At 47.7% G+C, this 26402-nt stretch carries 23 protein-coding genes; 6 read left to right on the forward strand and 17 right to left on the reverse strand.

The annotated features are described in order from the left end of the window. Positions 1-4 precede the first annotated feature (4 nt). The 3 genes from wecC to DWX62_RS13295 are packed head-to-tail and all read right to left on the reverse strand — an operon-like array spanning position 5 to position 2321. Positions 5-1210, reverse strand: coding sequence for a UDP-N-acetyl-D-mannosamine dehydrogenase (gene wecC, locus DWX62_RS13285; protein ID WP_120172941.1), 1206 nt, complete (start codon positions 1208-1210; stop codon positions 5-7). Positions 1211-1259: 49 nt separating this feature from the next. Then, a complete protein-coding gene (locus DWX62_RS13290) occupies positions 1260-1742 on the reverse strand; it encodes a UpxZ family transcription anti-terminator antagonist (RefSeq protein ID WP_118264432.1) in 483 nt (160 codons plus the stop codon). Positions 1743-1787: 45 nt separating this feature from the next. Then, positions 1788-2321 (reverse strand): UpxY family transcription antiterminator, encoded by a 534-nt coding sequence (locus tag DWX62_RS13295; RefSeq protein WP_117713875.1) that lies wholly within the window; start codon positions 2319-2321, stop codon positions 1788-1790. A gap of 1394 nt (positions 2322-3715) precedes the next feature. Between DWX62_RS13295 and DWX62_RS13305 the strand changes: the two genes are divergently transcribed. The 3 genes from DWX62_RS13305 to DWX62_RS13315 all read left to right on the forward strand — a co-directional run bounded on the left by DWX62_RS13305 (position 3716) and on the right by DWX62_RS13315 (position 5921). Then, positions 3716-4180 carry a DUF4494 domain-containing protein gene (locus DWX62_RS13305; protein ID WP_005831367.1) on the forward strand — a complete coding sequence of 155 codons (465 nt, stop codon included), beginning with the start codon at positions 3716-3718 and terminating at the stop codon, positions 4178-4180. Between the two features lie 79 nt (positions 4181-4259). After that, positions 4260-4925 (forward strand): YggS family pyridoxal phosphate-dependent enzyme, encoded by a 666-nt coding sequence (locus DWX62_RS13310; RefSeq protein WP_057256432.1) that lies wholly within the window; start codon positions 4260-4262, stop codon positions 4923-4925. Positions 4926-4943: 18 nt separating this feature from the next. Further along, positions 4944-5921 (forward strand): dihydroorotate dehydrogenase-like protein, encoded by a 978-nt coding sequence (locus tag DWX62_RS13315; RefSeq protein WP_117652580.1) that lies wholly within the window; start codon positions 4944-4946, stop codon positions 5919-5921. 90 nt (positions 5922-6011) lie between these two features. On the opposite strand, the gene DWX62_RS13320 is transcribed toward DWX62_RS13315, so the two are convergent. Together DWX62_RS13320 and DWX62_RS13325 are read right to left on the reverse strand one after the other, a co-directional pair. Then, the gene (locus DWX62_RS13320; protein ID WP_057256434.1) at positions 6012-7916 is read right to left on the reverse strand and encodes a nucleoside-diphosphate sugar epimerase/dehydratase; all 1905 of its coding nucleotides are present in this window, start codon (positions 7914-7916) and stop codon (positions 6012-6014) included. A gap of 184 nt (positions 7917-8100) precedes the next feature. After that, on the reverse strand, positions 8101-9426 hold the full coding sequence (locus DWX62_RS13325) for a PhoH family protein (protein WP_005831374.1): 1326 nt from the start codon (positions 9424-9426) through the stop codon (positions 8101-8103). A 168-nt stretch (positions 9427-9594) separates the two neighbouring features. Here DWX62_RS13325 and DWX62_RS13330 point away from each other — a divergent pair, with 168 nt between their 5' ends. Beyond that, the gene (locus tag DWX62_RS13330; protein WP_035448828.1) at positions 9595-10848 is read left to right on the forward strand and encodes a folylpolyglutamate synthase/dihydrofolate synthase family protein; all 1254 of its coding nucleotides are present in this window, start codon (positions 9595-9597) and stop codon (positions 10846-10848) included. Here the strand turns inward: DWX62_RS13330 and DWX62_RS13335 are convergent. From DWX62_RS13335 to dnaN, 7 genes are all read right to left on the reverse strand, one after another. Further along, a complete protein-coding gene (locus DWX62_RS13335) occupies positions 10816-11190 on the reverse strand; it encodes a RidA family protein (RefSeq protein WP_022402038.1) in 375 nt (124 codons plus the stop codon). The genes DWX62_RS13330 and DWX62_RS13335 overlap by 33 nt on opposite strands. Positions 11191-11415: 225 nt before the next feature. Continuing rightward, on the reverse strand, positions 11416-13119 hold the full coding sequence (locus DWX62_RS13340) for a tetratricopeptide repeat protein (RefSeq protein ID WP_118264435.1): 1704 nt from the start codon (positions 13117-13119) through the stop codon (positions 11416-11418). A 3-nt stretch (positions 13120-13122) separates the two neighbouring features. After that, positions 13123-13863: a 23S rRNA (guanosine(2251)-2'-O)-methyltransferase RlmB gene (gene rlmB, locus DWX62_RS13345; RefSeq protein WP_005831382.1), complete on the reverse strand. Its 741-nt coding sequence runs from the start codon at positions 13861-13863 to the stop codon at positions 13123-13125. Between the two features lie 28 nt (positions 13864-13891). After that, a complete protein-coding gene (gene recN, locus DWX62_RS13350) occupies positions 13892-15562 on the reverse strand; it encodes a DNA repair protein RecN (protein ID WP_118264436.1) in 1671 nt (556 codons plus the stop codon). 26 nt (positions 15563-15588) lie between these two features. Further along, complete coding sequence (gene coaBC / locus DWX62_RS13355; protein ID WP_016274345.1) at positions 15589-16818, reverse strand: bifunctional phosphopantothenoylcysteine decarboxylase/phosphopantothenate--cysteine ligase CoaBC; 1230 nt, start codon at positions 16816-16818, stop codon at positions 15589-15591. After that, on the reverse strand, positions 16819-17589 hold the full coding sequence (locus DWX62_RS13360; protein WP_005831385.1) for a 3'-5' exonuclease: 771 nt from the start codon (positions 17587-17589) through the stop codon (positions 16819-16821). A gap of 138 nt (positions 17590-17727) precedes the next feature. Further along, positions 17728-18852 (reverse strand): DNA polymerase III subunit beta, encoded by a 1125-nt coding sequence (dnaN, locus tag DWX62_RS13365; protein WP_005831387.1) that lies wholly within the window; start codon positions 18850-18852, stop codon positions 17728-17730. Positions 18853-19039: 187 nt separating this feature from the next. Between dnaN and DWX62_RS13370 the strand changes: the two genes are divergently transcribed. Further along, positions 19040-19408, forward strand: coding sequence for a DUF3127 domain-containing protein (locus DWX62_RS13370; RefSeq protein WP_005831391.1), 369 nt, complete (start codon positions 19040-19042; stop codon positions 19406-19408). 167 nt (positions 19409-19575) lie between these two features. On the opposite strand, the gene DWX62_RS13375 is transcribed toward DWX62_RS13370, so the two are convergent. The 5 genes from DWX62_RS13375 to DWX62_RS13395 all read right to left on the reverse strand — a co-directional run bounded on the left by DWX62_RS13375 (position 19576) and on the right by DWX62_RS13395 (position 24949). Further along, complete coding sequence (locus tag DWX62_RS13375) at positions 19576-21210, reverse strand: DUF3352 domain-containing protein (protein ID WP_005831393.1); 1635 nt, start codon at positions 21208-21210, stop codon at positions 19576-19578. A gap of 72 nt (positions 21211-21282) precedes the next feature. Continuing rightward, the gene (locus tag DWX62_RS13380; protein WP_120172942.1) at positions 21283-22050 is read right to left on the reverse strand and encodes an MBL fold metallo-hydrolase; all 768 of its coding nucleotides are present in this window, start codon (positions 22048-22050) and stop codon (positions 21283-21285) included. A 70-nt stretch (positions 22051-22120) separates the two neighbouring features. Continuing rightward, positions 22121-23107, reverse strand: coding sequence for a UDP-N-acetylmuramate dehydrogenase (gene murB, locus DWX62_RS13385; protein WP_005831398.1), 987 nt, complete (start codon positions 23105-23107; stop codon positions 22121-22123). A gap of 16 nt (positions 23108-23123) precedes the next feature. Then, positions 23124-23972 (reverse strand): DUF4348 domain-containing protein, encoded by an 849-nt coding sequence (locus tag DWX62_RS13390; RefSeq protein WP_005831399.1) that lies wholly within the window; start codon positions 23970-23972, stop codon positions 23124-23126. A 20-nt stretch (positions 23973-23992) separates the two neighbouring features. After that, entirely contained in the window at positions 23993-24949 is a 957-nt protein-coding gene (locus DWX62_RS13395) for an NAD-dependent epimerase/dehydratase family protein (RefSeq protein ID WP_005831407.1), read from the reverse strand. Between the two features lie 153 nt (positions 24950-25102). On the opposite strand from DWX62_RS13395, the gene kbl reads away from it, so the two are divergent. Continuing rightward, a complete protein-coding gene (gene kbl, locus DWX62_RS13400) occupies positions 25103-26290 on the forward strand; it encodes a glycine C-acetyltransferase (protein WP_005831412.1) in 1188 nt (395 codons plus the stop codon). The last annotated feature ends 112 nt before the right edge of the window (positions 26291-26402 follow it).

Consider the following 26402-nt stretch of genomic DNA (forward strand, 5'->3'; position numbering starts at 1 on the left):
TTAATTATTTCTTATAGATTCCGCAAAAATCAAGAATTACTTTCCGGTCATTATGTGGCAAGGATTTAAATACAGAATGAGCAACCAGAAAAACGACTATATCAGCCTTCTCATAGGCTTCTTTATAGTCCGTAAGTTTAAACACGTTGTGCTCCTGCACATTAGGTTCCACGACTAATATATCCGCATTATTACAGCTTTGCATCACTTTGGTAGTAATATACTTGGCAGGAGCTTCACGCAAATCATCAATATCGGGTTTAAAGGCCAGTCCCATCATGGCAATGATAGGTTTACGATGATATTCCAATTCAAACTTCAACATGGCATTCTGAACTTTCTCTGCACACCAGAATGCTTTATAGTTATTGATTTCGCGAGCGGTAGATATGATTTTAGATTCCATAGGAAATTCTGCCGTAATGAAATAAGGATCAACCGCTATACAGTGTCCTCCAACGCCACAACCCGGTTGAAGAATATTCACACGGGGATGCTTGTTCGCCAAGTTAATCAATTCCCAGACATTGATTCCTGCTTTATCACAAATCAGAGAGAGTTCATTGGCAAAAGCTATCTGTACATCACGGGAGGAGTTTTCTGTCAGTTTACACATTTCTGCCGTTTTACAATTAGTGCGATGGAGCGTTCCCTGTACAAACTTACTATAAAGCTCAATGGCCTTATCTGTAGAGGCTTCATTCAAACCGCCAATGACCCGGTCATTATGAACTAACTCATAAATGACGTTCCCGGGAAGAACACGCTCCGGACAATAAGCAATATAAATTTTATCTCTCAATTCCGGACGTAATCCAAATATCAAATCACACATTTTATCAGTAGTACCTACCGGGGATGTAGATTCTATGACATACAAATCTCCCTCTTTCAACAAAGGAATTACGGCACGGGTAGCAGCTTCCACGTAAGAAATATCAGGCTCATGATTTCCCTTAAAAGGAGTAGGTACCACCATAAAATAGGCATCACTCACTTCCGGAGTTGTAGAAGCCTTCAACTGACCGATAGTAACGACTTCTTGAAGAAGCTCCTGCATACCAGGTTCAATGATATGCAATTTACCCTGATTAGTCATTTCTACAACTTTGGGATTAATATCAACCCCGATAATCTGAATTCCGTGTTTAGCAGCAATAATCGCAGTAGGCAGGCCAATATAACCCAACCCCATAAAACATGCTTTCATATCAATAAAAGTTATCTATTTTTTATGATTTCCTTATCACACTCAAATCCTATTCTACTTCCTCAAACGGGTATGGATTCTCTTCGATATTTTTCAATTCTTCGATGATTTCAGTTTGTCCCGAAGTCAAATTATCTTTGTTCCAACCTTCAATAATTGCATAGGCTTCTTGAAGCAAAACTTCCTCATAAATTTCCCCATAACAATAAGTTAACAAACGAACTTTAAGCAAAGAAACCGGCAGATGTTCCAAAACATGACAAATCCGATTCAATATCGTTTGTTTCTTTTGCTCCTTATCCCCATCATCATAAATGGTAGCATTATACCCCATCAAAAGAGCCAGACACAAATTCGCCTCCTCTTCAACATCGGAACTTTGAGCAGAAAAAAGAGAATCGGACTTAACAAGCACTTCCTTATTCAACCGGCAAAAAGTGTCGGAATAGACCGGCTCACCGTCCATACCAAGATACATCAGCTCATGAGCTGCATGCTGAAGCTCAAGAGCACGGGAAGTTAAATCATTCATTATTATGATATATGATTAAAATATAAGATTATACTTATTTAGAAGTCACCCGATTATTTTCAGATAGGATTTGGGGACTTTGACACTTGCAGTCAAAAGGTCTTTAATGCGGATAACAACGTATGTTTTATTGGCTTCGATGGCAACCTCACCTTCAATACCGCTGAGTTCGCCTTTGATAACTTTTACTTTATGCCCAACAGTCAGAATTTCGCTATCAAGGCTGACACCGTCAGGATTCAAATCCATTACGAACATAAAGTCCTCCATTTGCTTATCCGGTACCACTAGCATGGAATGCGTGGAAAGGTCCTTCATATAAAAAAGGGGGACATTATAGATGTTGGAAATATCGCAGGCTGTCTGCTTGGTGGAATGAACAAATACCAGATTGCGGATTACTGGAACTTCGCTACGCTTACGACGATACTTCAATTGAGAAATGACAAAACGCGTGGGAAGATAATAGTCAAGCTCCAAATGCTCTTCCGATTTAAGTCGGTCCAAAGATTTCCGGACTGTAAATTCCTGCTTGTCACGGGTGCGAGCCGCAAACCAATATTTCTGTTGTTCAGCCACTTAGGAATTTTCTTTCGAATAAATTAGCTCAATTCCGGGTGCGCTTCGCGGTTTGAACGAGACATTTTCCCACCCAAACCGTATTGTACACTTTTGCAATGATAATAAGCTATTAAAGAAGATATTAGACTCATAAAAGTGTCCAATAAACGTTCGTTTAATAAACGTCTATTTTTAAGAAAATAAGTAGAGGCATAAAAGTTAAAAAGGAACAGAACTTTAATATGTTAAATGTTAGACGTACACTACTGCAATTCAATAGATTAATATGAAACAGAAATCACTTTGGGAATATTTTTATTAAACATTTTGTTAGTTCAAAAAATACAGCTTATCTTTGCGTTCATTAAACGAACGTTTAAAAAACACCTCATCATTTCCAATATATCATTCTACATTCCAATATCTTACCCTTATAAATGCATTATTGAAGTTTCGTAAATATACCTACTGATAAATGGGAATTTATCGCACAGAACGCAAGTGAAATAAAAGCCCACTTCCATAACCTATGGAGAGAGTGAAAGCCCATGGATTTCTATCTAAAACACAAGCATTACTTTACTTTTCGCCCTTTGTTTGTCCACTGTTGCATAGGGAATTAATAACGCCTAACGGCTATGAACAGCTCTGCTTATGGCCATCAAACGATTGCTTCATGGCCGTTAGCAGAGCTGTTCATAGCCGTTAGGCGTCACTAACTCCAAGGCTTTTACAGATGAAGTACGTAGCCCGCGCCTATTGCGCACAAGGTGCAAACGTATTGTACAGCAACTTAAAAGACATCAGACTCCACTATTCATAGTCGGGCAAACTCAAAAATGCAGGAAAACTACACTGACCGATTTATGTAACCCACGCGCGGTATTATATTAAAGAACAATAAGTTACGACAAAACTCAGACGTTTTCGGCAGGTGGAAGCAAATTTTGCTTCCACCTTTTCAGGTTGCTTCCACCGCAGAGTAAATGCCGATGGATAGGGAGATGCAGGAGGTGGGTGGAAGTGTGGAAGCAAAACAGATGCAAATTTATGTTTCAGCAACACGCCTCAAGTTTTAAAAAAGATGTAGTACAAAGGCATAAAACATAATAAGTGTTACAAATACACATTTTATGCCCCGACACTCTTGCAAATGTCGAAAAAGTCCGTACCTTTGCAATGTGTTTTTCATAGTATTAGATTTAAGGTTAACAAAGGTTGGAGTACAGCGGTACTCCTTTTTTTATGCCCATACGTACCGTCCCGGTTCTCCAATAAATTTTTCACGTAAAATGCAAGGCAACTTTTTATATCCATTTAGTTTTTGGCTATCTTTGCACTGCTTTCGGCGGGCATAGGCACGCATAAAGCAACTTAACTAACAATAAATCAATAATTAAAAACAGAAAATTATGGCAATGCATACATGGTTTGAATGTAAGATCCGTTACGAGAAAACAATGGAAAATGGAATGAACAAGAAGGTGACCGAACCGTACCTGGTGGATGCCCTCAGTTTTACGGAAGCGGAAGCACGCATCATCGAAGAGATGACGCCGTTCATTTCGGGAGAGTTCACCGTATCGGACATCAAACGTGCCAACTATAGCGAATTGTTCCCCAGCGAAGAGGAAGCTGCCGACCGCTGGTTTAAATGTAAACTGGTTTTCATCACACTGGACGAGAAAAGCGGTGCGGAAAAGAAAACCTCTACCCAGGTATTGGTGCAGGCTGCCGACCTGCGTGATGCAGTGAAGAAACTGGATGAGGGCATGAAAGGCACAATGGCCGACTATCAGATAGCATCTGTAGCGGAAACCGCCATTATGGATGTATATCCGTACAGTGCAGAGCCCGACGACAAACCGGAAGTTTAATTTAAGTGATGAGTTATAAGTTATGAATTATTATTGCGAGCCATAACTTATAACTCATAACTCATAACTCAAAAAAACGATGATTGCAGAGAATTTAAAACAAGTACTGAGCGAACTGCCTGAAAAGGTACGGCTGGTGGCTGTTTCCAAATTTCACCCCAACGAGGCGATAGAAGAAGCGTATCGTGCCGGCCAGCGTGTGTTCGGAGAAAGTAAGGTGCAGGAAATGACTGCCAAATACGAAAGTCTACCCAAAGACATAGAATGGCATTTCATCGGGCATCTGCAAACAAACAAAATAAAATATATCGTTCCTTACGTAGCGCTGATTCATGGCATAGACTCCTACAAGCTGTTGGCCGAAGTGGACAAGCAGGCTGCCAAAGCCGGAAAAACCGTCAACTGCCTACTGCAGTTGCACATTGCCCGAGAAGAGACCAAGTTTGGATTCAGCTTTGACGAATGCCGGGAAATGCTGGCAGCCGGTGAATGGAGAGAGCTCAAGCATATCCGGATATGCGGATTGATGGGCATGGCCACAAATACGGACAATGACGAACAAATCAAAACAGAGTTTTGTTCTTTAAATAGCTTCTTCAATGAAGTGAAAGCCAAGTGGTTTGCCGATGCAGAGTCATTCCGGGAACTGTCCATGGGGATGTCTCACGACTATCACGAGGCCATTGCAGCCGGGAGCACCTTGATACGTGTAGGAAGCAAGATTTTTGGAGAAAGAAACTATTAACCATAAAAAATCATTATCATGGCAACATTAGAAACTACTTTTGCAGGGCTGAAACTCAGAAACCCCATTATCGTCAGCAGCTCCGGACTGACAGACAGCGCCGCCAAGAACCAGAAACTATCTGAGGCCGGCGCAGGTGCCATTGTGCTAAAATCACTTTTTGAAGAGCAAATCATGATGGAGGCTGACTGGATGGGAGACCCGAACATGTACCCCGAAGGCAGTGACTACCTTGTAGGATATATCCGCGAACATAAGCTGGGTGAATATCTGAACCTGATTAAGGAAAGCAAAAAGGTTTGCAATATCCCCATCATAGCCAGCATCAACTGCTATCAGAATGCCGACTGGGTGGAATTTGCCGCCAAAATAGAAGAAGCCGGTGCAGACGCACTGGAAATCAATATCCTTGCACTGCAGACGGATGTACAATATGCTTACGGCAGTTTCGAGCAACGCCACATCGACATTCTGAGCCACATCAAGAAGACGGTCAAGATACCCGTCATCATGAAGCTGGGTGACAACCTGACCAATCCGATAGCTCTGATAGACCAGCTGTATGCCAACGGTGCCGCCGCAGTAGTGCTGTTCAACCGCTTCTACCAGCCGGACATCAACATTGAGAAAATGATACAAGTATCCGGCAACGTATTCAGCAATGAAGCCGATTTGTCCAAAGCCCTGCGCTGGATAGGCATCGCTTCGGCAGCCGTAAACAAACTCGATTATGCTGCTTCCGGTGGTATCCACTCGCCCGAAGGCGTTGTCAAGGCAATATTAGCAGGTGCTTCGGCCGTAGAGATATGCAGTGTGCTTTATCAGAATTCAGCTACCATCATTGAAGAATACATCCGCTTCCTCAACTTGTGGATGGACCGCAAAGGTATGGAAACCATCAGCCAGTTCAAAGGTATTCTGAACGTAAACGACCCGAAGGGAGTCAATACTTTCGAACGTACACAGTTCTTGAAATACTTCTCTTCACATGAATGAGACAAAAGGGTGACAAGACAATAAAAATGAAAGGGTGATAACACTACAATGACGTTATCACCCTTCATTTTATACTATACCGCTATCTTTTCATTTCTTCTTATCCAGCGCCTCAAAGCAGGAATTCTTGCTCACGAATTCCGGAACAATATCCTTCATGGCAGCAACAATTTTCATCTGGTCATAAGTGTAACTTACATCAATCAGCTTCTGGATACGCTCCTTCACCTCGTCATAGTCATACTCACGCACCGTGGCAATCATAATCTTCTCATGATAGGTGGGCTTTGTAAGCTCCTTCACATTCAAGAGTTCCTCGTAGAGCTTCTCGCCATGACGGAGACCGGTAAATTCAATCTTCACATCCGTACGTCCGGAAAGGCTGATCATACGCTTGGCAAGATCCACAATCTTCACCGGCTTACCCATGTCGAAGATGTAGATTTCACCGCCGTTACCCATACTGCCGGCCTCAAGGACAAGGCGGCAAGCTTCGGGAATGGTCATGAAGTAACGGATTATCTCAGGATGGGTCACTGTCACCGGGCCGCCACGCTGAATCTGGTCGCGGAAACGGGGAATGACAGAACCGTTGGAACCCAGCACATTGCCGAAACGCGTAGTGATGAACTGAGTGGCATGGCCTCCCTCCTTCTGCAACTTCTTCGCAAGAGACTGCACATAAATCTCGCAAATACGCTTGGAACAGCCCATCACGTTTGTAGGGTTAACAGCCTTGTCCGTAGAAATCATCACAAACTTCTCGGCACCGTATTTCACGGCAAGATCGGCAACGGTGCGCGTACCGAATACGTTCACCTGGATGGACTCGGAAACGTTGTCCTCCATCATCGGCACATGCTTGTAGGCGGCCGCATGGAAAATATACTGGGGCTTGAACTCCCTGAAGATATCCTCCATGCGCGTGGCATTGGAGATGTCGGCTATGATGGTCTCGGCATCGATGTCGCGCCAACGGTCCTGAAGTTCCAGACGGATGTCATGCAGAGGAGTCTCGGCTTGGTCCACTAAAATAAGCTTGTAGGGATTGAACGAAGCCACCTGGCGCATGATTTCGCTGCCGATAGAACCGGCGGCGCCCGTAATCATCACACGCTTGCCCTCCAGATGAGAGGCAACCTTACGGATATCTATCTCGATGGGATTGCGCTGAAGCAGGTCCTCAATCTGAATTTCCTTCAGCTGCGTACGGCTCAGCGCCTGGCCGTTCCACTCGCTCAAGGGGGGTGCGGTCATCAGTTTGATGTTGTGCACCAGCAGGCGGTCAGCCATGTCGGACTTCTTCAATTCTTCCATCTTGGCGGGAGAAATGATAATAGTCTGCACATCGCGGTCGTTCAGCACATCAATCAGCGTATCATCGTTGGGGAACACCTTGACACCCATCATCACCTTATTGATAAGCTCAGGTTCGTCCGCAATGAATCCGCGCAGACGGTAGTGGTTGCGCAGATTGACACGTAATGCCTTGGCAATATTGACCCCGGCTTCCTTGGCACCGTAAATGAACACATTGGCACTATGGGTGCCGTCGAAGTTCAGCGCCTCGAAGAAAGTCTTGACAATCACACGGGAGCATGCCATCATGGCAAAGCTGATGATATAGGACATGAACAGCACGCTGACCGGAGCCAGGTTAAACTCCAAATAGCTTTCCGTCAGGACGCTCGTTATCATCAGCAGTGCATACGACACCGTCAATGACACAAAAATGCGCATGATATCCACAAAGGAGGAAAAGCGCAGTACATTGGAATACGTACGGAAAACACGGAAGAAAATCAGGTTGACAGCAACCGTCCATAAAATGGTCTTGTCAATGGTAGATGATTCCAGAAAAATGCTTCTGAAATCATATCGGAGAGCATAGGCCAACAGACTGGATATGACGATGATAAATACATCAATTAACAGAATAGTCCATATCGGAAGCACTTTCGCGGAAAGATACCGATGAAAAAAATTTCGCTTCATTTCGCTTGACAGTTTTGTTTTAGGCGAGGCAAAGATACACTATTTTAGTCAAAACAGACAATAAATCGATAAAAAAATGTTATAACAATTATTTATCGTCTATAAAGAAACCATCCCACCTCCCCCGTTTTAACAGTCAGAAAGCGGGATAGAAATAGTTTTGCCCCGGAAAATGCGGTATCCGCTACATCAGATTACTTGCCAACTCGCTCAACTGGCTGCGCTCCCCTTTCACCAGATTGACATGGGCAAACAAATTCTGGTCTCTCATGCGGTCTATCATATAGACAAGCCCGTTGGACTGACTGTCCAGATAGGGTTGGTCTATCTGCTGAATATCACCGGTAAACACCATTTTTGTACCTTCGCCGGCACGGGTGATGATGGTCTTAATCTCATGTGGGGTCAGGTTCTGGGCTTCATCGATAATACAGTAGGTTTCGCTCAAGCTGCGCCCACGGATAAAGGCTAATGCCTCGATGACCAATTGTTCACTTTTTTGCATATCCTCCAAGCGTTTCACTTCAGAGGAATTGGCAGCGAACTGATGCTTGATTACATTCAAATTATCGAACAAAGGCTGCATGTAAGGAGCCACTTTCTCATTGGCATCACCAGGAAGGAATCCAAGGTCTTTATTGGATAAGGCCACGATGGGACGTGCCAGAAGAATCTGCTTGTAGTCGGTAAGTTTTCCCAATGCGGCGGCCAGTGCCAGCAGGGTCTTACCGGTTCCCGCCTTACCGGTCAGGGCAACCAGCTTGATGTTCGGGTCGTTCAGCACCTCAAAAGCAAAGCTCTGCTCGGCATTGCGCGGTTCAATGCCATAATTCTTTGTCTTGTGGACCCGGCAAATCGAATGGGCAAAGGGATTATAACGCGCAAGCACACTGCTGCGGTCACTCTTCAGCACAAAACATTCGTTGGGACGAATGATGTCCTTAAAATCGAACTCGTTGATGTCCAGTCCTTCTTTGGAAGAATAAATGCGATCTATCAGCGCAGGGTCAATACCCTCGAACACTTCATTCGACTTTTCGAATATATCCACATTGATTACCTTATCATTGATGTAGTCTTCGCACAGCAGACCGATGGAACGCGCCTTCATGCGCAGATTCACGTCTTTCGTGACAAGGATGGTTTTCATTTTAGGCTTTTTGGTGGAAAGCCAGTCCACTACCGACAGAATCTGATGGTCGGGGATGCGTTCGGGAAAGGAATCACGTACCCGGGGAGAGTCCACCATACCTGCCACCACAAACAGACGGCCCAAGCCCTCTCCCAATGGCGCCCCTTTGGTGAACAGATTATCATCGGTAATCAAATCTAGCTCACGGACGAACTCACGCGCATTGAAATTAATCTGCTCATTACCTTTCTTGAATTTGTCCAGTTCTTCAAGGACTACGATGGGAAGATAAATGTCATTCTCTTGAAAATTCTTCAAACAGTTATAATCGTGAAGAATCACATTCGTATCAATCACAAAATTTTTCTTAGCTCCCATACACGTTAGATTTAAATTGTTAATACCTTTGCATAAGCTTAAGATAAGCTACACTGCAAGCAATTTCAAGCAAGCTTGATTGCGTCCGGTTTGCATTATCTTTGTCGCTTTTAAAGATAACAAATTAATAGGGAGAAAGGATTGCTTCTCCGTTAAATATTATAAAAGATGGATTATCAGGACACTTTAACTTACTTATATAACAGTGTGCCCATGTTTCAGCAAGTGGGCGGCTCAGCATACAAGGAAGGATTGGAAAACACTCTGACCCTGGACGCACACTTCGAACATCCCCACCGCAGTTTCCGCAGCATTCATGTGGCCGGTACCAATGGAAAGGGTTCCTGCTCGCATACGCTTGCCGCCATACTGCAAGAGGCAGGATACAGGGTCGGGCTCTATACCTCGCCCCATCTGGTGGATTTCCGGGAGCGCATCCGGATTAACGGACAGCCTATACCCGAGGAATACGTCATCCGTTTTGTAGAGCAGGAACGTGGCTTCTTCGAACCCCTCCATCCCTCTTTCTTTGAGCTGACCACCGCCATGGCCTTCCGCTACTTTGCCGATGAAAAGGTGGATGTAGCCGTAATCGAGGTGGGACTAGGCGGACGCCTGGACTGCACCAATATCATCCGTCCGGATGTATGCATCATCACCAACATCAGTTTTGACCATACCCAATTCCTGGGGGACACCTTGGCAAAAATCGCAGGAGAGAAGGCAGGAATCATTAAAAGCGGTATCCCCGTTGTAATCGGCGAGACCACTCCCGAAACGAAACCGGTATTTCTGGAAAAAGCACAGACAACGGGTGCTCCCATCTACTTTGCCGAGGAGAATGACCGTGAAGACTATCCCGGAATAGAATACGAACTGAAAGGGCTCTACCAGCAGAAAAATGCCCGGACCATCCTCACCGCCCTCCCGCTACTGAAAGAAGCCGGCTACCGGCTGGACGGACAAGCAGTGCGCAGTGGCTTTGCCCGTGTGGTGGAACTGACGGGCTTGATGGGACGCTGGCAAAAACTGCAGGACTCGCCCACCCTGATTTGTGACACCGGCCACAATGTGGGAGGCATCACCTACATTACAGAACAACTGAAACAGCAGGCTTACCGCCAGCTACACATCATCATAGGCATGGTGAATGACAAGGATATACGGGGGGTACTGGCCCTGCTGCCCCGGGAAGCGACCTACTACTTCACCAAAGCCAGCGTGAAGCGAGCATTGCCCGAAAGCGAACTACAGGAGCTTGCCGAAGCAGCAGGTCTGGAAGGACATTGCTATCCTGATGTACCTGCCGCCGTGCGGGCCGCACAAGAAAAAAGCCTCCCGGAAGATTTCATCTTCGTGGGAGGCAGCAGTTTCATTGTGGCCGACTTGTTAGCGAACCGCGATGCACTCAATCTCTACTAAGGCATCTTTGGGCAACGCCTTCACTGCCACAGCCGAACGTGCCGGGAAAGCACCGTCAAAATAGGTGGCATATACCTTGTTCATATCAGCGAACAAGGACATGTCTGCCAGAAAAACGGTTGTCTTCACAATATTCGCCATGCTCAGACCTGCCTCTTCCAGGATATGCTTTATATTCTCCAAGGACTGGCGGGCTTGCGCTTCCGTACCTTCAGCCATCACTCCGGTAGCTGCGTCAATAGGCAACTGACCTGATACAAATACCATTCCACTGGCTTCGATAGCCTGGCTATAAGGGCCTATGGCGCCCGGTGCCTTCTGGCTGCAAATCACTTTCTTCATGATTGTCAAAGTTTGTTTTTATTAATAATCGAGTCTATTTTCTTTTTTGAAATAAAAAAATCCGAAGTATATGCAGTATTCCGGAAATCCACGCATTTTATAAATAAAACAACGTAATTTCACTCATAACCTGTTATACCTAGACTTAACTCATTTAACACGGGGGAGTTCCCCAAAACAGAGGCTCTGCTTGCGAAAGCAGAGCCTTTATTCTATCCCATCCCTTTACTTGCAATGCTTCTCAATCAAAGCATCCACATTGGGGTCACCCAATTCCTTTGCCTTGGCAAAGCTGGCACAAGCTTCCTTGTCCTTCTTCATCTGCAGCTGGGCGATACCCATCAGACGGTAGGCCTCGGCATACTTAGGGTCTTTCTCCAGAGCAGCCTTCAGCACATTCAACGCCTCTTCGTAACGTCCCACGCGAAGATTCACCACTGCCAGTTCGGCACGGTAAGTCAAATCCTCCGGATTCAGTTCGATGGCTTTCGCCATATCGTCCAGCGCACGCTGGTACTGCTTGGCCTTCAAAGCAGCCTGCTCACGGTAATAGTAGAACATGTCGTTCACTTTACCGTTCACGGCATTGTAATAGGCGTCATAATCCAGCATGGCATTACGCGCCTGGTCTGCATTCATACGGGCTTGGGCACGCTCCAGCAAGTAAGGGGCGGCTTCCTCCGTATAGGGCTGGGTAAAGCGGGCCACACAACTGTCCATCAGAGCCAGTACCTCTTCGGCAGGCGCCTGCATCAATTCCTTGGTCTTGGCGGCACTGAAGAAGGTAGCCGGAGAGGCCAGAATGGTCTTATTCACTTTATCATAGCTGGTAAATGCCGACGGATAGTCCTGCTTGGCAAACAGGATGTCACCCTCCAACTGGACATAAACCGGAAGCTCGTCAATGGCTATCGCTTTCCGTACCTCGTCCAGAGCCTTGTCGAGCGACCAATCCTTATAAACTTTCTCGGGCTTGCCCAATGCATAATTATAGATTATCTTGGCCCGGTTGTAATACACATCATCTTTCTTTGCCGCAACCTCCAAAGCCTTATCCATATCTGCGGCGACCTTATCCATGGAAGCATCTTCACGGGACATGAACAGATGCTGGGAAGCGCGGCGCAGATAACCGTCGGCACTGGCAGGATATTGTGCAATGAAATCGTTCAGAGTCTCCATATACTTCTCCGGAGACAGTTGGGAAGAAGCCATGTAGAGGAACACCAAAGCCTGCTCTTCGGTATCGGGCAATGCCTTCTTGATACCGATGCCCTTCAATGACATATCTCCATAAGACAATGCGGAGATATTCTGCGACATGGCGAAATTGGCATCAATGGCATAGCAGATGGTAGCCGTGTCTTGTCCGGAGGACTTCTGCGCAAGGCCGAAGACCTGCCCGTCCACAGTCATCAGCGGACAACTCACCATCTTGTCCTTCAGACGCATATCGAGCGTATAATAGGAATAGTTGCCGGAAATCTTATCAGCTTCCTTTACTTTCCCGGCAGTGAAGGAACGGTCCTTTTGGGTGGAATAAGGCAGCAGATATACATCCGCACCGGCAGCCGGAGCCACAGCAGCCAAAGTGAGTGCCGTGACTTTCTTTCCGGGTATGCCGACACGGAACTTGACAACATCGTACATGTCATCGGCCCCCATAATGGCCTCCACCGGCATCTGTGTCCCGTCCGAGCTCATCACAACGGCGCGCTGGGCACCTTTGAACAAGGTGTAGTCAGAAAGCGCAACGCCATCTTCAGTGACAAAAAAGCCGTTTCCAGTATTCAGTATCTTATCGTTCTGGTCGTAGGTCACCACCGAAAAAACGGCACGTTTGGCTTTGTCTACCCACTTCGGGGCTTGTGCCACACTCCACTGAGCCAATAAACAGAGAGTGAGCATCAACAGCAATTTCTTTTTCATATCTTAGTTGGTTCTTTGTTTTACCGCTTCATAAATCAAAATGCCGGCTGCAACGGAAACATTGAGGGACTCGATGGTTCCCAACATGGGAATCTTCACCCACTCGTCACACAACGCCAGGTTGTCATAGGACACCCCCTTGTCTTCGGCACCCATAATGATGCACATCGGACCGGTATAGTCGGCTTTGGTATAGTCGTAATCGCCTTTCTCCGTGGCTGCCACGATATGGAAACCACTATTCTTGAGGAATTGCAGGGTCTCTTTCAGGCTGTGTTCGCGGCAAACGGGCAAAGTGTGCAAGGCTCCTGCCGAGGTTTTCATGGCATCTGCGTTGACAGATACACTGTTCCGTGCAGGGATAATCACGGCATCTACCGCCGCACACTCGCAAGTACGGGCAATGGCGCCGAAATTGCGGACATCCGTGATGCCGTCAAGCATCACAAACAGAGGATTCTTGCCCTGCTCGAAAAGGAAAGGTACCAAGTCCTCCGTCTTCTGGTAAGTGACTGAAGAGATGAAGGCAATCACTCCCTGGTGATTCTTCCGCGTCACGCGGTTGATGCGTTCCACCGGAACGCGCTGTACCGGTATCAAAGTCCCTTTCAAGACAGCGAACAGCTCTTTTGACAAATCACTCTGAATGTCCTTCTTTACCAATATCTTGTCTATCTCTTTTCCTGCCTGAATGGCTTCTATCACGGCACGAACGCCGAAAATCATTTCACTGTTATCAACCATATATGGGTATTTACTATTTGACGATTTACTATTTACTATTTGATACTTCCAGCAATGCTCTGGCATTGTTCAGTGCGGCTTCGGTCAGCTTAACACCACTCAGCATATGGGCTATTTCTTCCACACGTTCATCGTCGGTCAGACGACGGATGTGACTGTTTGTTTCCGTCTCGTTGTCCTGCTTGTACACCTTATAATGGGCGCGTCCGCGGGCAGCAATCTGGGGCAGATGGGTGATACTGATTACCTGGCGGTCCTGCTCGCCCATCTCCTGCATGATATCCGCCATGCGGTCGGCTATCTCGCCGGAGACTCCGGTATCTATTTCGTCGAATACAATGGTAGGAAGCTTGACGGCACCGGCTATCATTGCTTTGATGGAGAGCATGACGCGGGCTATTTCACCACCCGAAGCTACGGAGGAGACGCTTTGCAATGCCCCGTTCTTATTCGCGGAAAACAAGAAGTTCACAGTATCCGCCCCGTGTATGCCCGGCTCTTTGCGGGCACCTATCTCTACCTGGAAACGGACATTGGGCATGCCCAACGGAACCAGCCGCGCAGCCATCTGCTTCTCCACTTCACGGGCAGCGGCAGTACGCGCCTTGGTGAGGACGGCAGCCTGCTTTTTCACCTTATTATATAAAGCGTCGCAACGCGCTTTCAGTTCCTCGATGTGCTCGTCGGACGAAGTGATGGCGGAGAGTTTGGCGGCGTATTCATCCGTCAGCGCCAGAAGTTCACCGACAGTGGAAACGCGGTGCTTCTGTTGGAGCGTATAAATCAAGTTCAGACGTTCGTTCACTTCATCCAGACGTTCGGGGTTGAACTCTATTTCATCCTCCTTACCCGACACTTCCTGCGAAATATCCTTCAACTCGATATAAGTGCTTTCCATGCGTTCGGCAAGTTCCCCGGCAACCGGATAAACCCTCTGCAGGCCGAGCATCGTATTCAGGCATTCCTTCAGCCCGGACAACAAGCCTCCTTCGTCCGAGTAGAGCGTCTGCCCTACCCGATAGAGTCCGGCCTTTATCTCTTCCGCATGGCTCAGCGTATCTGCCTCTTGCTCCAGCTCCTCCTGCTCACCGGCAGACAAGTGTGCCTCTTCCAACTGTTCCAGTTGGAAACGGATATAGTCTTCGTCCGACTTATCCTGATTGGCACGGGCAACAAGGGCCTCCAAATCCTGCTGTGCCTGCTTCCATGCTCCGAAGATATGCTGGTAAGCAGACAAGGCCTCTTCGTTATGCGACAAGATGTCCAGTACATTCAACTGAAATCCTTCCTTGTTCAGCAATAGGTTCTGATGCTGGGAATGCACGTCAATCAGCTGTTCTCCCAGCTCCTTCATCTGAGCCAATGAAGCAGGCGTGTCATTGATGAATGCCCGGCTCTTGCCCGAAGCGGACACCTCGCGGCGCAGGAGGCATTCTTCCTCGTACTCCAACTCATTCTCCTCAAAGAAAGGCTGCATACCGTAAGCGGAAATATCAAAACGGGCCTCAATAATGCACTTCGAAGCTCCTACACGAATGGCTTTCACATCGGCACGCTGTCCCAGCAGCAGACCGATGGCACCCAGAATAATGGATTTTCCAGCACCGGTCTCACCCGTTATCACCGAGAAACCGCTGCTGAAGCTGATATCGAGCTTTTCAATAAGCGCATAATTCTGTATGTAAAGCGAACGCAACATAAGGATATTGACGATTTGACGATTTACTATTTACTATTTAAATCTTTCACCAGACGGTCTACGATGTCGGCAGCCACTTCGGCTTTGGACTTCAAGGGGTAGTCCGTCTTTCCCTGGTGGTCTATGATACTGATTTTATTGGTATCGCAACGAAAACCGGCTCCCTTGTCGTTCAGGGAGTTCAGCACGATGAAGTCCAGATTCTTGCGGTTGAGCTTGTCTTCCGCATTCATCTGCTCGTTATGAGTCTCAAGGGCAAAGCCTATGAGGAGGCGTTGACAGTGCTCCGCATCGTTCTTCAGATTGCCTAAGAAAGCGGCTATGTCGCGGGTAGGTTTCAAGTTCAAACTCATCTCCCCGGTCTTTTCGCGCTTGATTTTCTCATCCGCCACTTGTTCGGGGGTGTAGTCTGCCACGGCAGCCGTCAAGATGGCGGCATCGGCATGGACAAAGGCGGCGGATGCAGCCTCGAACATCTCCTGCGCCGACTCTACCGCATGGTACTGGTGCATCGGGAAGTAAGTGCCTTGCTGCACCGGACCGGCAATCAGTATCACCTTGGCCCCTCTGGCGGTACATTCATCTGCCAGGGCAAGTCCCATCTTGCCGGAAGAATAGTTGCCGATGAAGCGCACCGGGTCTATCTTCTCATAAGTAGGTCCTGCGGTTATCATCACTGTCTTGCCCACCAGGTCGCCCTCTTTGGCAGCAAAGTACATTTCCAGGTGGCGGATGATATTCTCCGGCTCCTCCATACGGCCTTTCCCCACCAGATGGCTGGCGAGTTCTCCCGTAGCAGGTTCTATGATGTGGTTTCCATAAGAGCGGAGTGTATCCAGATTCTTTTGGGTGGAAGGATGGGCATACATGTCCAGGTCCATGGCAGGCGCCACAAACACCGGAGCTTTGGCGGAGAGATAGGTGGTAATCAGCATATTGTCTGCCACGCCATTCGCCATCTTGCCGATGGTGGAAGCCGTAGCCGGGGCTATCAGCATGGCATCTGCCCACAGACCGAGGTCCACATGGCTGTTCCAGGTGCCATCGCGTTGGGCAAAGAACTCACTGATAACCGGTTTGCTGGTCAAGGCAGAGAGCGTGATAGGGGTAATAAATTCTTTTCCGGCAGGCGTAATGACCACCTGCACCTCTGCACCACGCTTAATCAGTCCGCGAATAATATAGCATGCTTTATAGGCGGCAATGCTGCCCGTAATGCCCAATACTATTTTCTTCCCTTTCAGTATATTTGCCATTTATTTCTGAGTCATTTCACGCAGACGTATCTTGGTCAGCGTGGCTTTGGTATTCAGGGTAAAATCACTGTTCAGAATCCAGCTGTAATAGCCGGGATCGCGCTTCAGGACATCGGATACCGACATGCCCTTGTACTTGCCGAAGTTGAATACTTCCACACCTTTGTCATCGTAGACCATACGACCGGCAAAGTCCACATTCTTGTTGAAGCTGGAATAGTCGGCAAGGAAAGCCACGTCATTCTGCAACTCCGGATAGCGGTCCAACTGCGACATCAGCACTTCGTAGGTGGCACGTGTATCAGCCTCTGCCGTATGGGCGTCTTCCAAATTCTTGCCGCAATAGAATTTATAGGCAGCAGACAGCGTGCGTTGCTCCATCTTGTGGAAAATGACCTGCACGTCCACAAACTTGCGGCGGCTCATGTCAATGTCCACACCGGCACGAAGGAACTCTTCCGCCAGGACGGGGATATCAAAACGGTTGGAGTTGAAGCCCGCCAAGTCGCATCCTTCAATGTCATTGGCAATGTTGCGCGCCACTTCCTTGAATGTGGGGCAGTCGGCTATATCGGCATCGTAGATGCCATGAACGGCAGATGCTTCGGCAGGAATGGGCATTTCGGGGTTGATACGCATGGTTTTGGACTCCTCATTCCCGTTGGGATATACCTTGAGGTAACAGATTTCGACAATTCGGTCTGAGTTGATATTGGTACCCGTAGTCTCCAAATCAAAAAAGACTATCGGATTTTTCAGATTCAATTTCATTGTTTTTTCGTTTTATAAGCTCTGGCTATGAGCTATAAATTATAAGTTTAACTTACAAGCCACGAGCTACAAGTACCGTGCGGCATAATTGCGCAGCCACTTGTAGCTCGTAGCTCATAATCCGATTGCTAATATTCATCAGTCATTCAGCATCATCGGCATCAGCAGCATCAGCAAGTCTTCGTTCTCTTCCTGCTCTACCGGAATAATGACACCTGCACGTGAAGGATCTGCCAGTTCGATAACGATTTCATCGGCAGAAATGTTATTCAGAATGTCAATCAAGAAAGTGGACTTGAAACCGATGCTCATCGGATTGCCCGCATATTGGCAAACCAGTGTTTCTTCGGCCGATGTAGAGAAGTCGATGTCCTGTGCGGAGATGACAATCAGATTCTCCTGCATACGGAGCTTGATAAGGCTGCTTGCCTGCGAGGAGAAGATGGACACGCGGCGCAAAGCACCGAGCAGTTGCAGGCGGTCTACCGTCACTTTATAAGGGTTGTTCTGCGGAATCACAGAGTTGTAGTTGGGATAGCGTCCTTCGATAAGACGGCACACCATGCGGTAGCTTTCCAGTGTGAACACAGCGTTGCGTTCGTCGAACTCGATAGTCACCATGCCTTGTTCTTTCGGCAGCAGATTCTTCATCAGCGAAGCCGGCTTCTTGGGCAGGATAAAGGCGGCACGTTCGTTACCTTTGGCGGCCAGTGTCTTGCAGCGCACCAGCTTATGACCGTCTGATGCCACCATCGTGATGTCCTCCGTTGTGATATCGAAATAGATACCGTTCATCACGGGACGAAGCTCGTCATCAGCCGTAGCAAACACGGCACGGTTGATACCACCCAGCAACACTTGTGCATCCATTTCCACACGTACGGCATTGTCACCCAACATGGCAGACTGCGGGAACTCGTCCGCATTCTGCCCCATCAGGCTGTATTTACCGTTCTGATACTGTACCGTGATTTCAAGGGAATCCGTATTGATTTCAAAAGTCAACGGTTGTTCGGGAATTTCCTTCAAAGCGTCCAAAAGGGTTTTGGCTGTGACGGCAAAACGGCCGTCCATATCACTTTCATTCACTTCGACCGTAGTGACCATCGTCGTTTCACTGTCGGAAACAGTTGCAGACAAGGTTCCGTCTTGCAGTTCAAAGAGGAAACAATCCAAAATAGGCAACGCATTCTTCGAATTAATCACACGGCTGATAGCCTGCAAATGACTGGAGAGCGCAGTACTCGAAACGATAAATTTCATATCTTCTGTATATTTAAGTTTTTTATTTTGCTAACGTCTTAGAAACCGTTTTTATCTTTTTCAAACTGACGGACAAAGTTAAAAAAAGAATTCCCTACGACAAAGAAATAGCAAGAAAAAACAGCCGAATATTCGTCTCATATTCCTAAAAAATTGTAACTTCGCCGCATCATTTAAAAAGAAAACAATGGAATTTACAGGAAAAATCATCGCTATACTCCAGCCCAGAGGCGGAGTTTCCAAGTCAGGTAACGAATGGAAATCACAAGAATATGTGATTGAAGACCATGGCCAATATCCGCGCAAAATGTGTTTTGACGTATTTGGAGCGGACAAAATCGAACAGTTCAATATTCAGATGGGCGAAGAGCTGACAGTATCTTTTGATGTAGACGCACGCCAATGGCAAGACCGTTGGTTCAACAGTATTCGCGCATGGAAGGTAGAACGCGTAAGCACTGCCGCACCCGCTCCGGGCGCTCCCGTTCCACCGCCGGCTCCCACTGCCGCACCGGAATTCCTCGCAGGGGATGCAAAGGATGACCTGCCGTTCTAAGAATATGTTATAATTCACCACAGATTGCACAGATTAACACAGTTCATTCTAGAATTTTGATAATCAAGATTTTTTAGCTGTTTTAATCTGTGCAATCTGTGGTGAGTGTGTATTTTGACTTTCCTCGTGCTTATTTTCCCTCAGCACTCTACAGAATGACCGATTAATCACCCTTTATAAAGCAATACGATATTCGGATAAACCACCCCTTCTGTACAAGTGAATTGTACTGCAAGCATGAAATGACGGAAGAAGTTGGATTGACGGAAGAAGAAGTTCGGTATCAGACGCACATACGTTTCAGGCTGGCTCAGCATCATCTCCATATCCACCATCATCACAAAATTATATATGGGTGAAAGACTGCCTATACCCTCTTCGTACACCGGTGTTCCGTCTAACACATCTCCACTCTCCACCGCCTCAATATAGGCCGAAAGGCTCAGTGCATCGGGAGCCAGCAACAGACTACCCCGATAGAAACAGGCAAAGGTATAAAGGGCAGACTCCGTGATGCCCGTCAGCTGGGTGAGCAGCGTGTTACGGGGCAACACATATTTAGGGAACTTCCTTGCTTTGGGATACAACGAATTATTTGAAACCACCTTCGGCATAAGCGGAGCATCCTCTTCCTTGGGGGTACTGTAAAGCAGAGACTGCAAGCGGCGTTCCGCTGCCAGTTCATCCTTGAGAGGGATACACATCACGGCGCAAGGCAGCTTGTCCAACGTGTCTTTAGACTGGAACAAGCAAGACATCACGCTCTCGCCCGCATGCTCATTCAAGTAAGCAATCCACTCCTCGTCGCGCTGCTTGATATAGTCTGAATAGGTGGCCTTGGCATACTCCTGACTGGCAGTAAAGCCAAACCAGGAATTTCTGTCAGACATTGCCCAGCGATCGTAAAAAAAAGTGGAAGACGGAAGCAGAGCCCCGGAAAATCCGTCCTCTACCGGCTGCTGCACCCGCAAGGCATTGATAAACGTCTGTGTGGAATCCGACCCATGGCTGATGCCGGAGCAATAAATGGCATCTTCATTGAACTTCATGTCAAACTCCGCCCAACTGCCCAGCTGCGTCTGCGAACGGATACCATCCGTAGGCTTCCCCATATCCACTCCTTTCATACGCACATAGACCGTGGCAGCCACGTTACTCTGCTTGCCCGCGTACATAGTGCGGAAAGAAGGGAGGTTCATCAGGGACTTTTTGCTGCGCCGCGCATCAATCACATGTTCTATCAAACGCTTCTGGAAACTTACAACCAGAAAATCGGGAGTGAAGTAGGCAGCCAGGAAACGACCGTCTGCCATGGGATAGATACGTATCTCCTCTCCCTTGTAATCGAAATACTTGGAAGGAAACGAACTGGAGCAGTACTTCTCCACAAAAGACTCCACCAACTCATAATCACCCGAACCCAAACTGCAATACAATACTTGGTTCATCGGTGTATCCGGCTCGTGAAAGCTAATCAGCATCTTGTTCATCTGTTTACTCAGTCCATGCGGAGTATCCTCCACCAAAGTATACAAATACTTCTTCAAGTAAACAAAAAGCTCCGATACGTATAGAAAATGATTGTCTTTGCTGCAATTCAGTTCATTGATATCCTCCACGAGGTCTGCCATACGGTCGGTTTCGAGTATGGCTGTGGCATCTTGCGGCACCAAAGTATAAAGATTGAAATCCTGCCGGTTCTCCACCGAATTCAACCGCAGGAAGGAATACACACCAAAACCGGTACATAGCAGCACTATGGACACAACGACAGCTATCTGTATGAGGAGTCGGAGTTTCATGGCATTTATTCATCAACTTTTGGCAAAAATAGCATTTTCTACTAATAAAACAAAACAAATGTTTCAAAAAGTTTAGAAATCTATTTCAAGTCCATCGTAGGCAAAGTGTACATGGGGTGGCAGCTGCTTTTCGATGTCGGCATGAAGCCCTGCATGATGGCTCATATGGATGAAATAGGTCTCTTTGGCACCAATACGTCCGGCAGCCTCCAACGCCTCCGAAATACTCTGGTGCGTAGGATGCGGCTTTGGCCGTAAAGCATTCATTACCAAAACGTCCAAGCCCTTCAATTGTTCATAAGATTCCTCAGGCATTGTGTACATATCCGTGATATATCCCAGCCGGCCGCCAATGCGGTAGCCCAGGATGGGAAGCCTGCCGTGCATCACCCGTAAAGGCAGCACCTCCGTCCGATTGATGTAGAACGCTTGCCCCGCCTCCACTTCCTGCAGATAGATACGCGGAACTCCCGGATATACTTTATCAACAAAACAGTAAGGCATCCTTACCCTCAGATGGGCAGCAGTGTAGGCATCGGAATAGATAGGGATATCGGCAAAACGGCCGAACGGGCGCAAATCATCCAGACCGCCCACATGGTCATAGTGTTCGTGTGTCACCAGTACGCCGTCTATCTTCTCAAAAGAAGAGGCGCGCAGCATCTGTTCCCTGAAGTCAGGACCACAATCTATCAATATCACCGCATCATCCGTATGCAGCAGGGATGACGCACGCAAGCGGTTGTCCCGCGGGTCAGTAGAAGTGCAGACCGGACAAGTACAGCCTATCTCAGGCACACCGGTCGAAGTTCCGCTTCCTAATATTCTGAGTTTTCCCATTGACTAAATCAAATAAATTTCTAAAATCAGGTTATATACAACGATGTTTGGGTGCGTCAAAACTCTCTTACTATTTTATCAAACAAACTTCCGGGTGAATGTCAATGCCGAATTTCTCGCGGACAGAAGCCCGCACGGCATCCGAAAGAGCGACAATATCCGCTCCCGTGGCACCACCCGAGTTCACCAGTACCAACGCCTGCCGGCCGTGCACCGCAGCAGGCCCCAGCGCCTTGCCTTTCCAGCCACACCGGTCTATCATCCAGGCAGCCGGTATCTTTACCCGACCGGCATCCACATCATAGTGGGGCATGTCCGGATATTCCCGTTGCAAAGACTCGAACTGCCGACGCGGCACGATGGGGTTCATAAAAAAACTACCCGCATTGCCCAGCACCTTCGGGTCGGGCAACTTGCTTTGACGGATGTCTATAATCACGCGGCGCAAAATTTCCAGATTCAGCACCGGATATTTCTCCAGCTCCTGCCGGATAGTACCGTAATCCAATGTATAATGTTCCCGTTTACCCAGGCAGAAGTTCACGTAAGTCACAAACACGGTCTTCATCTCCGGTTGCTTAAACAAGCTCTTTCTGTAGGAGTAGCCGCATTCGTCCACCCCGTAGATACGCTTCTCCCTTGCCATGTTTATGGTTTCCACGGATGTTATCAGGTCCTTTACTTCCACACCATAGGCACCGATATTCTGTACTGCGCTCGCCCCCACCTCACCCGGTATCAGCGAAAGGTTCTCGGCACCATACCAATGCCGCTCCACACAGTAGGCCACAAAATCGTCCCATACCACACCGGCGCCCACACGCACCGACACGTGCTCCTCATCCTCTGACGTCACCTCCAGGCCACCGATACGTGAATGCAGCACCGTGCCTTCATAATCCTTAATAAAGAGCAGGTTGCTCCCTCCACCGATATGCAGCCAGGGCGCAACGACCTGTCCTGCTGCAATCAGCTCCCGCAGTTCATCCTCCGAACCGTATTCCAGAAATCTTGCAGCAGTAACATCAATTCCAAATGTATTGGGTATCTTCTTCAAACCTTTCCTCCTTTATTTAAATGCTCGTGTCTTCATATTTGTACAGCTCCCATCCTTTACTGCGTTTGCGGAAATAGAAGATATTGGAGTATCCGTTGCCTATACCATTTACCTTCAGTATTTTGGTATCCGACAAGTCCTCATTCTTCTGTCCGTAATTGATATTAGACAATCTGTCGGTAGGCATTACCGGACGAAAGGCATACCACTGGTCCACATCCAAAGTAGTTTCCAGAATAGAAAACTCGTCATCAGGGTCTATGGTGATGAATTGTAGCGGATGCCTGATATGCTTGCTCTGATAGACACTGTCCGTCACAAAACGGGTATAGAATTCCACGAAGTCCTCATTTTCACCTTTCTCCATCTCGCGCAGGTTAATGGCCTCGAGCATCCACATTCCCCGCTTCCGTTCAAAATAATAACGCTTCACCATACGCGTTTTCAAGAAAATCCACTCCACTTGCACCGATGTCAGCGTAGTATCGCCCACCATGTCCATATCCTCTTCCTTATCAAAAAGCAAGGTGTAATAGTTCTGCTTGGTAAACAGATAATCATGCTTCCAAAACTCTTCCTCTATCTTTGACGGCGTGTCACGATTGTAATAGGGCAAAGGGAATACCGTCCTCTGCCTTTGCAGGGCATCATCCGAAGCATAATTGAAGATAAAATCATCAAACAGCTCGTCTGCCTCCATCGGCTTCGGTTCTTCCTTCACTTCTGCTTCCAGCAGCGTATCGGCCTTGTGACCGGCCGAATCCACCATTTCCGTAATGGTAGCAAAGGGATCCATTTTCGCCTTTTTGTTTCCGCACGAAATCAAAAAGGTGAACAACAAAAATCCCAATAAAAGTTTTTTCATTCTTTACGGACCGCTTACGGTCACTTGTTTAATTTAGCTCTTAATTTCTCAAGCATGTCTACGGTCATGGACTCCAGGTCGTACTGCGGCATCCAGTCCCATTCCTCGCGTGCACAAGAGTCATCCAGAGAGTCGGGCCAGCTGTCGGCAATGGCCTGCTTCAGCGGATCAATCTCGTATGCCATCTCAAAATCAGGCATATGCTTCTTAATTTCCTGATAAATCTGTTCCGGGTCAAAACTCATGGAGGCGATGTTGAAAGCGTTGCGGTGCTTCAGCCTTGCCGGTGCCGCTTCCATCAGCGAGATGGCCGCGTTCAGTGCGTCGGGCATATACATCATATCCATATACGTGCCGGCCTTCACCGGACATACGAATTTTTCTCCCTTCACGGCAGAGTAGAAAATATCCACCGCATAGTCCGTAGTGCCGCCACCCGGAGGGGTCACGTTCGAAATGATTCCCGGAAAACGTACCGAGCGTGTATCCACACCATATTTTGTATAGTAATAGTCACTCAACAATTCAGTCGTCACTTTTGTCACCCCATACATGGTACGCGGACGCTGGATAGTGTCCTGCGGTGTCTTCACATGAGGCGTAGCTTCGCCGAACGAACCGATGGAACTCGGAGTAAACACGGCACAATTGTACTCACGTGCCACTTCCAGTACATTCCACAACCCGTCGATACCGATTTTCCAAGCCATGGCCGGACGGCTTTCGGCAACTACCGAGAGCAAGGCAGCCAGGTTGTAGATAGTATCAATCTTGAACTGACGTGCCACCACCTCGATGGACTGACGGTCTGTCACGTCGGCAATGGCCGAAGGGCCGGATGCTTTCAATTCTCCCTTGGGCATAGCACTCGGAATGTATCCTGCCACAACATGGTCATCGCCATAACGTTTGCGCAACTCCAGCGTGAGTTCCGACCCAATCTGTCCGGTAGCTCCAATTACCAAAATATTCTTCATACGAGTTATTTATAAGGTTTCGTTATTATATATGGTGCAAATATACATACTTTTTTTTCATATTTCTGCCATATTGATATTGTTTATTCCAAGAAAAATGATGTTCTTTGTGGGAAATGTAATGACAACGTATTACCTAAAAAATAAAATGCTATGTACGGTAAAATGAAAGACCATCTCAGCAAGACACTTGCTGAAATAAAAGAAGCCGGACTCTACAAGGAAGAGCGACTGATTGAGAGTGCACAACAAGCTGCCATCAGCGTAAAAGGCAAAGAGGTGCTGAACTTCTGTGCCAACAATTACCTGGGACTGTCCAACCACCCGCGGCTGATTGCCGCCGCCCAGCAGATTATGGAACGCCGCGGATACGGCATGTCGTCCGTACGCTTCATCTGCGGAACACAGGACATCCACAAGGAGCTGGAAGCAGCCATCTCCGACTACTTCAAGACTGAAGACACCATTCTCTACGCCGCTTGTTTCGACGCCAATGGCGGTGTGTTCGAGCCCCTCTTCACCGAGGAAGACGCCATCATCTCGGACTCCCTGAACCATGCTTCCATCATTGACGGCGTACGCCTCTGCAAAGCCAAACGCTATCGCTACGCCAATGCCGACATGGCCGACCTGGAAAGATGCCTGCAGGAAGCCCAGGCACAGCGTTTCCGTATCGTGGTTACAGACGGGGTATTTTCCATGGACGGCAACGTTGCCCCGATGGACCGGATTTGCGACCTTGCCGAGAAATACGACGCGCTGGTCATGGTGGACGAATCACACTCCGCCGGCGTGGTAGGCCCTACGGGACACGGCGTAAGCGAACAATACGGCACCTACGGACGCGTGGACATCTATACCGGAACCTTGGGCAAAGCCTTTGGCGGCGCTTTGGGAGGATTCACTACCGGACGCAAGGAAATCATCGACCTGCTGCGCCAACGCAGCCGTCCGTACCTCTTCTCCAACTCATTGGCTCCGGGCATCATCGGCGCCAGCCTCGAGGTATTCAAGATGCTCAAAGAGAGCAATGCCCTGCATGACAAACTGCTGGAAAACGTGAACTACTTCCGCGACAAGATGACCGCCGCCGGTTTCGACATCAAGCCGACACAAAGCGCCATCTGCGCCGTCATGCTGTATGATGCCAAACTCTCCCAGATTTATGCCACCCGCATGCAGGAAGAAGGCATCTACGTCACCGGCTTCTACTACCCCGTAGTGCCCAAAGACCAGGCACGCATCCGCGTACAAATCTCTGCCGGACACGAAAAGGAGCATCTGGACAAATGTATCGCTGCATTTATTAAGGTGGGGAAAGAGCTGGGAGTGCTGAAATGAGTGATGAGTTATAAGTTATTTGCTTGTGCTTTCCCTTGCGGATATAAGCCCTTCATCAACAAATAACTCACAACTTATAACTCATAACTAAAAAAAATCCCGCGACTAAAAT

This window comes from Bacteroides sp. AF20-13LB (assembly GCF_003603065.1).
Lineage (GTDB): Bacteria > Bacteroidota > Bacteroidia > Bacteroidales > Bacteroidaceae > Bacteroides > Bacteroides uniformis.